Consider the following 11,651-nt stretch of genomic DNA (forward strand, 5'->3'; position numbering starts at 1 on the left):
TAAAGTCCTTCCTCACCTTACTAGTTTGATAGTGTGAGCTCAATTAGAGCAAATTCATCTGCTTTTGATAATGGATCGTCGTGCAACAAGATTTGTTTATTCCCGGTCACATCGATTGAAGAAGTAGCCACGTGTTGGTGATCCACATATAACTCTTGATCGCTTCCATTTAATCCGGTGCGAATTTCACCTATCTCCTGACCGTGGGCACCCTGAATATCCGTTTCTCCGGTTAGTCCTTGACTTGTCGAACTCACCTTAAGACCATCCACGTAAGTGTCATGAGTACCGTCAATGATGCCCGGGCTGGTAGTAGCCATGGTTTTCCCCTGATACACAAGATCCTGACCACCTGATAGATTCGGTTTGCTTGTTACATCCAATGTTTGAGAGCCTGTATGGTTTCCAAAAACGTGATCAAATCCAGAAGAATAATCGTAACCATCCATTAATTGTTCACTCCTGTCATTAGTATTTCTTTTCTCTTTCCTTGAAGAGTTTGCAGATATTCCATCACTTCGTCCAAATGTGTAAGGTTTGCTAAGATTCCTTTCTGATCATCCTGTCGTAATTTAATTTCTGCCTCTACATTTCGTTGAAGCATCTCCAACTGTTCGTCAAATTTTTCAATGGCGGAAATTTCGATATTCCTGATGTTCGCTTTCATATATTGCTCCACTTCCATTCGGAAGGAATTCAAGACACCATCGAGAGTTGGGCCAATTTCACTCAATAAGTACGTTTTCGCTTCATTCAATCGCTTTTCCACTAATTTTTTCTGAAGAATCGGGTATCCTGCCATTCCGATGATTGGTAATAATATCGGCCCTCCGACTACCATCATTAACGCACCTGCACCTCCGGCGATGAGCCCTGCAAGTACACTTGTGTTTGAAATATCATCTACACTGATTTCAAACGGGCGGCCACTTGTTTTCAGCAATTGATTTTGTTCCATTTTTAATTGGATGTGAGCATTGAATTCACGGGTCAACCCTTCAGCAAGAGCCTTTTCAAGTTTATATAGGAGGTTGTGAATTTGATCGATATGTTCGTCCACCCATCGTTTTAAATGCTTCTTCATAAAAATAGGTAGCTGTTCTTCTACATAGTCCTTGATGTCGGTGCCTTTATACGTTTTGATGGCGATTTCCATTTCTTCCTTTACGTGTGAGGACAAGGAATCGATTGATTTATGGAGCATATACATAAATTCATTTTCTCTGTCCAAAACATATTGCTCAATCTTATATCGATAGTCCTCTTTCTTTGTGTAATTTTCTTTGATTGCCATCCATTCTTTCTGGAGTTCTTCTTTTGTTTGAGTACTTAGCAATTGCTTTTGCGTGATGAGTTTGCTAATTGCATCATAGATTTTGGCGGATCGTTGCAGATAACGATTCCACCTCACTTCTGATTGATTCCCGGATTCCATTTCTTTCTCTATCACAGATTGAACCTGAGGCAAGCCTGACCACTCATGAAGGTCAGAATCATCATCTTCCATTGCATCTATAGCATCCTGTGCCGCGATTGGATAGATTTTCACATCTTCGTATCCGAGAATATCCGCTAATCGATTTTTGGTGAAGGTCAAAACTTCTTCTACTTCTTCTTCATCTACCAAGTCCTTGAAGTTGGCTAAAAAGATGATCCGTTCAAGCCCTTCTTTTAACAACGTCTCCTGCAGAAATTCCTTCTCTGTCCCTTTAACCGGGGCAGTCATATCAAGCATGAATAAAACGACATCGGCTTTTGGAATGAACTGATAGGTGACATCGCTTCTGTGAGAGTTAAGGTCATTGACACCCGGTGTATCTACTAACACAACGTTTTTATTGGCTAATAAGGGCGCCGGTATTGAAATCTTTAAGTATCTAATGGTATCCGGATCGAAGTCCTTTTCCGCCACGTACTCTTCCAGGGCATCTTGAGTTAGGGCTAACTTTTCCACGGTTTGATCGCTTTTATGAACTTCAAGGCGTCTTTCTTCCCCCCACATGACTGCGTTGATGGTGGCAGTGGTCGGTGTGACATCTACAGGAAGGAGGGATTCTTTTAATAAAGCATTGATGAAGGTTGATTTCCCGTTTTTGAATTCCCCTACAACGACCACTGTATGAAAATCATGTTCAATATCCTTGATAAGATCATTGATTTGTTTGTGAATTTCTTTAAAATCAAGGGACGAAACCATATTTTTCACAGATTGAAGCTCGTTCAACATGTTCTCTTTCTTTTGTTCAAAACTCATACTAGTTCAACCTCCCTTACATGTTTCATCCTTTCAAGACGTTCAACAACCTTGTCGATTCTGCATTCTGTTTGCTCAAGCTGCGCTTCCCGTTCAGTTGCTTTTAATTCTTCCTGCTGCTTACTTTCCAATATAGATGTAAGCTGGTCTTCAATCCCTTTCAGTTTCTTATTGGATTGTGTAAAGAAGTGCTCTGCTGAAACACGTGCATTTTCATCCCACTGACGCTCAAACTCCATCATCATGACAGGGATTTGACCACGGTAACGATCTTCCACCTGCGCCCTTACTTTAGCGATGATTCGTTGACGGTTTCCGCTTCCGAACAAGGAGTTTAATAATCCTCCTATACCGAGGAAGGCGATCGGGATCAGGATTGGAGCAAAGAAGAGTCCTGCTAAACCAATGGATCCAATGACATTGAGTCCAACAATACCTGCCCCTAGAGCAGCAATTCCTGTTTTCACTGAATCATCTCCCTCAGAAACAAACGCCGTGTCGTATGTCACTTGGTGATTTACCAGAGTAGTGGACTGTTCTTGTTTCGTTACAAGGACCGTTGACAATGTTTCTTCCATCTTGCCCCATTCCCTTACATATCTCTTTTGCGCTTGAGTAAGGGCATTTTGCAGAATTTCACGCTGTCTTTCACGTACGCTTGATTGAAGGGATGACTGTAACGGCGCTACTACCGACTCCATTCTTGATTGAATGGCATCCCCGTTTAAATCCCCATCATACGCTTGGATTGTGCGGACAGCAGAGGAAGCGATATTTTCAAGACCCAACTGAAGGATCCGGGAGATATCCTGTCTACCCTTTAAAATCATCGTTTCATAGGACTGCCTGATTTCATCGATACTTTGGCGGAAACGAGAAAGCTCCGGCTTCATTTTTGAAATATCCTCCTCGAGCTCTGTTGCTGTTTTATAAAGAGTTTGCCGCTCAATATGAATGCTCCGCTTCATTTCATTTGCCAAGCGGATTCCAGACGTGATCGGTTTTTCTATCTTCGCTTCAGCCCGTTCATCCATTAAAAAGCTTCCCAGCGCCTCCTCAAATTCAGCAAATCCAGTCTGTTCAAATGGAGGAACCTTTCCCTTCACTTCCTCACCCTGCTGAACGCGTCGTGCATTGAGGGCATTTTTAGAGGAAATCATATAAATTTTTGTATCGGGGAACTGCTCTGCTAGCGCTTCTTTGGCATGATCAAATACCTTCTTACGTTTCTCATCCGTACGCAAAACATCAGCGTGATTGATGACAAAGAACACACGCTGGATATCTTCTTTTAATATGAATTTAAGAAAGTTCATTTCAGATTCAGCCAAGATTTTCTTAGCGGACAAAACAAAAATGGCGGCGTCCGACTGCGGCATGAAATTCTGGGTGATTTTCACCCTTACTTCATCCACATCATTCGTTCCGGGGGTATCAATGATTTTCACGTTATTCTGCAGAACAGGCAGGGGGTATTCCACTTCAGCAAACTTGATTTTTTGTATATCCTCCAATTGTTTCTGGTACTTTTCTTCTGCTTCCACATTTCCTGCCAGCGGTTTTGTCGGAGCAGTGATTTGTTTGAATTCTTCTTCTGAAATGAGTTTTGGGGAGTTAGTTTCATCCCTATAAATCAGTTGATAGGATGGGATGTCATTATAAGTAATTTTATTGATGATCGTGGTCGTTGGTAGAGCAGAAGAAGGTAGAATCTTCTTTCCCAACATAGCATTAATGAACGTGGACTTCCCTCGTGAAAATTCCCCTACCACCACAACCTGGAATTGATCCTCGTTGAAATTCTTCATCACTTCCATGATGTCTTGTTCAAAATCCGTATTCGATAGAGTTTGATCTAATTCTTTGAGTTCCAGCAATTGCGATTTGATCTCCTCACATTTCCTCGTGTAAGACTCCATATTCAGGACATTCATATGAATCTCTCCTTTTTATTTGAAAGTTTCCCTGACTAAATTATTGAATGGTCCACCTTTTATTCAGACCAATATCTGCAAAATAAAAAGCCTCTGCAAAAAAACAGAGACACAAACCATGCAGCCAGGCGACCATAGCACACGCTTTAGGCCCTTTGCTTTGCGTCCTCGCCTTTCAACAAGTTTGCCAATAATTTCATATTTAGGTCTATCATACCATTGCTTTGGTTGGATTAGTAGGGGTTTTTTGGGAGTGGGGCGGTGCCAAGGGGACAGGTACACTGGCTTTTTCTGAGGAGCGAGCCATGGGGTCAGGTACCTTGGTACACGGATAATATCTCTCTTCATACCATATCTCTGTTTCTATCTATTTCAATAGTAATGATTATATTTATACCGTTGTTTAAAAGTAATGTTCTTTTTTAAACCAAAAACTCCTCACTGGACCAGTAAGGAGTTTTTCAAACAAGCTTTACATTTAATACTTTTCTAATTATCTCATCAGTAGTACATTCTTGACTTTATTCCACAGTCATTGAATCCAAGAGTTATTTTGGAAAGAGAGCCAAGGGACCTGTCCCCTTGGCTCTAACTCTCATATTCCCTCAAAGCTTCTACACTGTTAATTGATTCAAAAACTGATTCAGGAATTACATATTTATATTGATATTCTTTTTCTGAAGTATAAAGGAGAATGGTAGCTTTTATTTGTTTCAGGTCCATTTTTTCACTTTGGACGAAGTGGATGACGTTTTGTAATGTTTTTAAGGCTTCTTCTCTACTCTTTTTTTCATCATACTGTTGTTTGGATGATACGACTAACGTGGGGCTTCCTGGGATTTTTGACAGTCCTGGCAAACCATTTTCAAGATTAAATTGACCATTTTGGTTAAAGTAGATTTTTAGCTTCAACGAGCTGTCGTTCTTCAGAGTGGGGTCATCATTTACGGCTCTTTCAATTTGTTCTTTATAATATACATCAAGAAAGTCATCTCTATAAGGAGGACCCTGGACGTGAAAAGCGAGTTCCGGTTCCCCTTTAGGTGATGCAGTGACATCTCTGCCTACCATGCTTCTCACCTTTACCGTCACATCAAACTCGATTTGGTACTTTTCTTCTAAGTATGTCTCTACTTCTGCATTTGTTTTGATTTCTTGTAATTTGTCAGTTAACGGATATGAAAATAAGCCAACAATCGGCTTTATCATCATTATCAAAACAATTAAAAGGACGATGCCAACAATGACTCGAGGCTTAATTTCCATATGTGATTCCCCCTTAGCATACAACGCTTCATGTACAGTAATTTCCAATAAAGATTATACATGTGTTCTTGTATGTTGTTAAGGGGGAGGAGCCATGGGGACAGGTACCTTGGCCCATTTTAAAACCTCTCATCTTTCCGGAAGGCAAATAAAAAACTCCCTACTGTATAGTAAGAATTCCACTGCTGAGTATACCTCTTCCAGCTTGTTAATGAATAATTGTTCACAACCCATTTCTAAAGAAGTCATATTATTTCTAGCTTATCCTGACCGTGTGAGCCAAGGGACCTGTCCCCTTGGCTCGCTTCGCTCTAATCCAAAGACCTCCAAGGATGAAAAGGATTCCTAATAGGCTAAGGAATAGCAGGGAAACTACACCGCCTTGTTGGTGCGGGAGGTTGGTGTAATAGCCATACGATCCTCTTGAAAGTCCCTTGATCCATTGGGTTTCCATTTTCGATTTTGTATCAAATGTGAAATTGCTTTTCTTAATTACTCCGTTTTCATTTATGCTGTATGTCCGGTATTTTGTAGTGGACGCTCCCTCTGAAGTCATTTTAATGGCGATAATAAATGACTCTTCCCCTGTCTCGTTGTCTACCAATGCTTTATACTGAATTTCGTCAGAAAAAACATCCATTCCTTTTTGCTCTAAATGAAGCTTCCTCCCTTTAAGAGTGGCCTCTGGTTCATCTTTCACTTCAAAAATCACGTTCCCTTTTTTCTTACCGGCTTCTTCCTCGTCTTCGAGAAATGTATTTAATTTCACTCCATGAAATACCTGAACAGGATCGGTTTCTCCGTCTTCTTCCAAGGAAATGAACTCATACCTATCGTCAAAAGCATTCTGATAGAATGTTTCTCTTACAGATTGTATGACAAAATAAACTACCAGAGTTAGAGCCAAAAAGCCGATTCCCAGGAATAAACCACTTATATACATGAAACGTTTCTTATTAAAATCCGGCATTTTCCCCTCACTCAAATCTATTGAATTTTTGGGATCTATTCTCTCTATCTCCCCATTTACACCATCATAATAGAGAGAGAATAAAAAGTTTGTATATATTTGTTGAGGAACCTTGTAAACTTTTCGACATGGGGTGGGCCAGGGGGACAGGTACCGTGGCTCTATTATTTACACATAAAAGACTCCCTACTTAATAAGTAAGGAGTCTTGAATAATGATTGATTTCTTCATACATGCTTAATTAGTTTTAGTCGGTTCTTGTTCTTGAGGCCAAGGGACCTGTCCCCCTGGCTCTTTGCCTCAATTCATCTGCAACAAACGATAGGCCATTACAGAGAATTCTGCTCTCGTGATGGTCATTCTTGGTTTGAACTCGCCGTCGTTATACCCTTTTACGATGCCGTAGGAAGAAAGTGTGTGGATATACTCAGCTCCCCAGTGATTGGATGGGACATCTGGGAATGGAACCACGACTGATGTGTTATGAGGGATTTCAAGCCCTCTCACAAGTACTTTTGATAATTCGGCACGTGTAATGATCTGGTTAGGGTTGAACTTAGGTGCTTCTGCGAACACGCCTTTGCTTTTAAGTGTTGCAATGGCAGGATAAGCTGGATGATCTTTCGGGACGTCAGAGTAACCGGGATCTGTAAGGTCAATATCACCCTCACCGGATAACCTGACGAGTGCCATCGCAGCTTCGGCTCTGGTCATGCCGGCGCTTGGTTGGAATTCGCCTTCCCATTTTCCTTTCAGCATTCCTAATTCACTTAGATACATGATTTCCTTGAAAGCCCAGTGATCCTTAGGAAGATCTGTGTACACAGGAGGCGTCTGATGTTGATTTTTTTCCCATGCAGCCAGGAAGGCTTCAGTCATTTTTGTATACCCTTCTTTATTCGGGTGTACGTTTTGCGGGTTAGGAAGCAAGTCTTTTGCATCTGTTCCAAATTCATTGAAAACCGATACGTAGGTGGCTCCGCTTTCTGCTGCGGCAGATGCCAACACCTGATTTAAGCCCTTTGATAATTTAATAAAAGGCTCCTTATCTTTTTCAAGAAGATGTGGATAAGGAAAATAGTATCCCATCACATAGACATCGATAGTTGGATTAATCGTATGAATTGCTTCAATCGTCTGCCCAAGATTAGTTTGAACTCCATACATAATTTCAATTAACTTCTTCATATCGAATTGGGGACCATTTTCGGTCATTGTCACATTATTGAGGAAGTCATTTGCACCCGATGAAATGGTGACAACGTTGGCCGATTTCAGCTTTTCTTGGAGGTTTGGATTATCGAGGGTTTCTAGCACTTGTTGTGAAGTTAATCCCGGATAGGCGAATTCTTTCGTGAATGATCCTAACAAATGTTTTTCATTTAGAGCAGCTGAAACCATATCGGAATATCCATCTCCCAGCTCACCATCTGAAGTAACCCCTGCTGCTAAAGAATCACCAAGCGATATGTAGTTTATCACCTTTGCTTGTTCTTCCGCTGATACCATTGGAACGACTACGCTCCACATTAAAGCGACCATTAAGACTACAGCAAAACCCTTACTACGTAAACCTTTCATCATACACCCCTTTTCCTAGTTATAAATGCTTACTTACCCAGTTTAAAGGAAGATAAAACCATTTGGCAATACAATTGTATTACGTTTCTACCGAGCCAGGGGGACAGGTCCCTTGGCTCACTTTCTCATCAGATCATAGATTTCGTTTCCCAGACTTTCATATACTCTTTCATCGCCCCATTATAAGGGTGACGAGCGTTGCATCTGTTAGGTATTTTATCTTCTCTAAGAGACGTTCCATAACGATGCCGGTCCTTATTAGCATAGTCTTCCCTCTCAAAAACACCAGCCAATAAATTATCTAAGTAAGGGAGGCGCTCATATATGGCATTTTCGGAGCGGCAGCTCAGTATTTTATCGGAGTCTCTGACATGCTTAGAGAACTGATTGGTAATTTTTCTAGCTTGCTGAAGATCTTTGTCTCTAATTTTCTTTCTATAAGAAGGCATACATTCAATCAACGGGGATTCCTCTTCCATTGTCCAGTGTTTCGACATCTAACCACCTCAATAGATCATTTATTTAAGGAGCCATTGGATCTGTCCTACTGTTCCACAACTCCAATATTCATTTACACCTCATGTTTCAATAAAAAAATTGCTTTATCTTTCAATTCAATGGATATACTCGGGTGTGTCGAGGCGATAACTTCTTCTAAAGCATCCGTATGCCAACCATTTTTGAAAATCCTTAAAGCGGTGTTTATTCTTGTAAACTGACCTTGAATGGTTGTAGCCTCCGGATTCATCCTTAACAATGTTTCTGCCAGTCGATGCTTATCCTCCTTGGTCATACTGCTTCCCCTTCTATAAAGATGGCGGTACTCTTCATAGAATTCTACAAAACTCTTTTTCCCTACACTTGCCAATAACCTTTTGACGTTGGACATCTTCAACCTCTCCCACTCATAACTAATTAGCTCATTTAAATAATACCATTTTTTAACATAAATAGTATAATAGACTTATACTATTAAAAGGGGAGGATTCCATGAAGACTCACTTCTCATTTCCGGTTCATCTACAAGGAAGAAACATGATTCAACATGTTATCCCTACTGTATGCAACCTAAAGAACATGTTAGAAAAGCTGGACATGCATCACGGGGACGAAACCAAATTAAAAAGCTGGGAAAAACGATGTTTTACTTCATATCGCTTTCTTTCTATAAAAGATCAGTTGGTAAATGCACCTACAGAAAGTCGCATCCAGGCTATTAAACAACATCTTCTATCAATGGACCCAAGTGATTTCGGGGCGAATCCAATGGATATTTACATCATCGCCTTCGTTGCAGAAACATACGGACCAGGGAAAGAAAATTTGATACATTTCGTTCAAAACAATGGTATATCTGAAAAGGTTTATTCAGCGAATGCTATCTGGCAGGTAGGAAAAAGAGACGGGGTGTATCTTGGGCTACTAAACGAAGATGGATCTGTATTGGATTGGGATTTCTTTAAAGAGTGGCTACGGAATGAGATTCACACTATTTAGGCGTTACTGCGATAAAAAGGGAAAAGAGCCAAGGGACCTGTCCCCCTGGCTCCAAATTTTCCATTTTTTTCTTATAGCTAATTTAATATAAATGAAATATTATCAATCTGTTAGTAATATTTTTTGAGAGGGGAAACACTACTTGAAAGCATTTAAATTATTAATTTGTATGGGGTTGGCGCTTGTTGCTATGCCTTTACAATCGGTTTTTGCCGCTGGCGGAAAGACGATTGATCATTACATTCCTATGGACATCGATGAGGATCACTGGGCATGGGAAGAAATCGATGACTTTATCAATGCTGATATCATTGATGGCTACATGGACAGCGACATGAACATGACTGTGAAGCCTAGCGACAAGGTAACACGGGCACAATTCACGAAAATTCTTGTGAAAGCACTTTCTTTAGAAATCAACGGGACACCTAAGACATTTAAAGACGTTAAATCATCAGCTTGGTATTATGATTCTGTGAATATCGCAAGCAGCTTAGGGATTATTAATGGTAAACAGGACGGGACATTTGCACCGAATGACTACATAACACGTGATCAAATGACAAAAATGATCGTTCTGGCGTTCGAAAAAACAGTGAAGTTTCCAGCTGTATCGACACAGACATTCTCTGATGTAAAAAAAGATTTCTGGGCATTCGACTATATTAATAAAGCAGCTGGCAGTGAAATTGTTAATGGTTACGGAGCCAACTTCAAACCGCTTAATCGTGCAACAAGAGCAGAAGCGATCGTAATGGTACACCGTGGGCTTGCCAAAGAACAATCTAACCTTCCAGATGAAGAAGCAGTAAAAGAATTCCTTAAAGCTCATATCTTAAAAGAGAACAGCCTGGTAGAATCCAATTCCTATGACAAACTCATGGATTTGTATGAAATGAACGGAACAGGTTACTACTTAACAGAAGCGCGCGAGCTTGGCGGAATGGGCTTTCCAGATGAAGAAGGATACACAATCGAAATCGACGATAGCAAACTTAATTTAGAAACCCTATCAATTTCTGACCGCTTCATCACAATCGAAGCTACAGGAATGGTCGGCAGATTCATCTTTAAGAGTGACGACTTCAACATGGACTTCACTTCCGACATGGACGGGGCATACAACCTTAAGCTTGATAGCGAAAGCGGAAAATGGAAGATTTATAACTATTTTCCTTACTTTGATGAAGAGGAATTTGTAGAGTAGGAAAGAAGAGCCAGGGGGACAGGTCCCTTGGCTTTTTTAGTTCGAGTCACAAGAAGAGCCACATGGAATAGTCCGGCGGCTCTTTTTAGCTCTACTAAAAAAAGAGAGCCGAGGGACCTGTCCCCTCGGCTCTCAATTCAATCGCTGAAACACACTCCGCGAGATGCCCGTAATTCTTGATAATTGTCTCTCGGAGACTCCTTTTAGATTTTTCAATTCTATTAATATAGAATTTCGTTGTTGTTTGTTCATTTGTTGCAGTAAACTGACATTGTTTATACCCATGTCACAAAGATATGCCCTGACTTCTTGGTCTGTTTTACGCCAACTTGGGAGGTCATCCAAGTATTCGTCTTCGTTCGTAGTATTCATGTATTGTTTAAATAATTTGATGGATATGTCTTCTTTACTGGAGAATAACTTGAGGACAGCTGCCGTGTTTATAGGACTTGATGGAGAACTGTATTCATGAATACTAGTCCATCTGCTGGAGAAAACACCCTTAGCCATGCCAGCTTTCAGGGGATTTTGATGAATGTAACGAAGTACTCTGAGGAAATAGGAAGTGGTTTCAACATTTTCACTACGGAATCGCGCTTGGAATAGGTGTCCACAACGATCGTATTTCATGTTATACCAATACACATAACTGGAACTGATTCTTTTGATTATATCCGATACTGCTATACCTTTTTCTTTCAATAAGAGATGAATATGGTTATCCATGAGGCAATAACCGAAAAGCTCGTAATCGCACTCTTTCTTATACTTGTATAATGTATGAAGAAACCTCCTTTTGTCTTCATCGTCTTCAAAGATCGTCTGCTTGTTGATCCCCCTTAACATAACGTGATATATACCACTTCTGCTCTTCTCTCTTGCCTGTCTTGGCATTTTGGCCCCCTCCGTTCGTGAGTCGTGAATGAGCCGCGGGGACAGGTC

The 11,651-nt window shown here is 40.6% G+C and carries 11 protein-coding genes and 1 riboswitch; of the genes, 2 read left to right on the forward strand and 9 right to left on the reverse strand.

The window, feature by feature from the left end; genetic code table 11:
- Window positions 1–20 precede the first annotated feature (20 nt).
- The 8 genes from ACIGG7_RS17510 to ACIGG7_RS17545 all read right to left on the reverse strand — a co-directional run bounded on the left by ACIGG7_RS17510 (window position 21) and on the right by ACIGG7_RS17545 (window position 8,894).
- Window positions 21–449 carry a hypothetical protein gene (locus ACIGG7_RS17510; RefSeq protein WP_397550454.1) on the reverse strand — a complete coding sequence of 143 codons (429 nt, stop codon included), beginning with the start codon at window positions 447–449 and terminating at the stop codon, window positions 21–23.
- Complete coding sequence (locus ACIGG7_RS17515; protein ID WP_397550455.1) at window positions 449–2,254, reverse strand: dynamin family protein; 1,806 nt, start codon at window positions 2,252–2,254, stop codon at window positions 449–451. The genes ACIGG7_RS17510 and ACIGG7_RS17515 overlap by 1 nt, the downstream gene beginning before the upstream one ends.
- Complete coding sequence (locus ACIGG7_RS17520; RefSeq protein ID WP_397550456.1) at window positions 2,251–4,188, reverse strand: dynamin family protein; 1,938 nt, start codon at window positions 4,186–4,188, stop codon at window positions 2,251–2,253. The genes ACIGG7_RS17515 and ACIGG7_RS17520 overlap by 4 nt, the downstream gene beginning before the upstream one ends.
- A 116-nt stretch (window positions 4,189–4,304) precedes the next feature.
- Window positions 4,305–4,387, reverse strand: a riboswitch (cyclic di-GMP riboswitch).
- Window positions 4,388–4,776: 389 nt separating this feature from the next.
- Window positions 4,777–5,454, reverse strand: coding sequence for a hypothetical protein (locus ACIGG7_RS17525; RefSeq protein ID WP_397550457.1), 678 nt, complete (start codon window positions 5,452–5,454; stop codon window positions 4,777–4,779).
- 256 nt (window positions 5,455–5,710) lie between these two features.
- Window positions 5,711–6,424 carry a hypothetical protein gene (locus ACIGG7_RS17530; RefSeq protein WP_397550458.1) on the reverse strand — a complete coding sequence of 238 codons (714 nt, stop codon included), beginning with the start codon at window positions 6,422–6,424 and terminating at the stop codon, window positions 5,711–5,713.
- A 300-nt stretch (window positions 6,425–6,724) separates the two neighbouring features.
- On the reverse strand, window positions 6,725–8,008 hold the full coding sequence (locus ACIGG7_RS17535; RefSeq protein ID WP_397550459.1) for an S-layer homology domain-containing protein: 1,284 nt from the start codon (window positions 8,006–8,008) through the stop codon (window positions 6,725–6,727).
- A 125-nt stretch (window positions 8,009–8,133) separates the two neighbouring features.
- On the reverse strand, window positions 8,134–8,502 hold the full coding sequence (locus ACIGG7_RS17540; RefSeq protein WP_397550460.1) for a hypothetical protein: 369 nt from the start codon (window positions 8,500–8,502) through the stop codon (window positions 8,134–8,136).
- Between the two features lie 74 nt (window positions 8,503–8,576).
- On the reverse strand, window positions 8,577–8,894 hold the full coding sequence (locus ACIGG7_RS17545) for a hypothetical protein (RefSeq protein WP_397550461.1): 318 nt from the start codon (window positions 8,892–8,894) through the stop codon (window positions 8,577–8,579).
- A 101-nt stretch (window positions 8,895–8,995) separates the two neighbouring features.
- Between ACIGG7_RS17545 and ACIGG7_RS17550 the strand changes: the two genes are divergently transcribed.
- Complete coding sequence (locus ACIGG7_RS17550) at window positions 8,996–9,502, forward strand: hypothetical protein (protein WP_397550462.1); 507 nt, start codon at window positions 8,996–8,998, stop codon at window positions 9,500–9,502.
- A gap of 142 nt (window positions 9,503–9,644) precedes the next feature.
- Entirely contained in the window at window positions 9,645–10,709 is a 1,065-nt protein-coding gene (locus ACIGG7_RS17555; protein ID WP_397550463.1) for an S-layer homology domain-containing protein, read from the forward strand.
- Between the two features lie 132 nt (window positions 10,710–10,841).
- Here ACIGG7_RS17555 and ACIGG7_RS17560 read toward each other — a convergent pair whose 3' ends face one another.
- Entirely contained in the window at window positions 10,842–11,603 is a 762-nt protein-coding gene (locus ACIGG7_RS17560) for a transposase (protein ID WP_397550464.1), read from the reverse strand.
- Window positions 11,604–11,651: the final 48 nt, after the last annotated feature.

The sequence above is a fragment of the Rossellomorea sp. NPDC077527 genome, from assembly GCF_044542955.1.
Taxonomy (GTDB): domain Bacteria; phylum Bacillota; class Bacilli; order Bacillales; family Bacillaceae_B; genus Rossellomorea; species Rossellomorea aquimaris_E.

Excerpts from the sequence above, each read along its gene's own strand:
- ACIGG7_RS17510 (WP_397550454.1), bottom strand. The coding sequence starts at position 449 with ATGGATGGTTACGATTATTCTTCTGGATTTGATCACGTTTTTGGAAAC.
- ACIGG7_RS17515 (WP_397550455.1), bottom strand. The coding sequence starts at position 2,254 with ATGAGTTTTGAACAAAAGAAAGAGAACATGTTGAACGAGCTTCAATCT.
- ACIGG7_RS17520 (WP_397550456.1), bottom strand. The coding sequence starts at position 4,188 with ATGAATGTCCTGAATATGGAGTCTTACACGAGGAAATGTGAGGAGATC.
- ACIGG7_RS17525 (WP_397550457.1), bottom strand. The coding sequence starts at position 5,454 with ATGGAAATTAAGCCTCGAGTCATTGTTGGCATCGTCCTTTTAATTGTT.
- ACIGG7_RS17530 (WP_397550458.1), bottom strand. The coding sequence starts at position 6,424 with ATGCCGGATTTTAATAAGAAACGTTTCATGTATATAAGTGGTTTATTC.
- ACIGG7_RS17535 (WP_397550459.1), bottom strand. The coding sequence starts at position 8,008 with ATGATGAAAGGTTTACGTAGTAAGGGTTTTGCTGTAGTCTTAATGGTC.
- ACIGG7_RS17540 (WP_397550460.1), bottom strand. The coding sequence starts at position 8,502 with ATGTCGAAACACTGGACAATGGAAGAGGAATCCCCGTTGATTGAATGT.
- ACIGG7_RS17545 (WP_397550461.1), bottom strand. The coding sequence starts at position 8,894 with ATGTCCAACGTCAAAAGGTTATTGGCAAGTGTAGGGAAAAAGAGTTTT.
- ACIGG7_RS17550 (WP_397550462.1), top strand. The coding sequence starts at position 8,996 with ATGAAGACTCACTTCTCATTTCCGGTTCATCTACAAGGAAGAAACATG.
- ACIGG7_RS17560 (WP_397550464.1), bottom strand. The coding sequence starts at position 11,603 with ATGCCAAGACAGGCAAGAGAGAAGAGCAGAAGTGGTATATATCACGTT.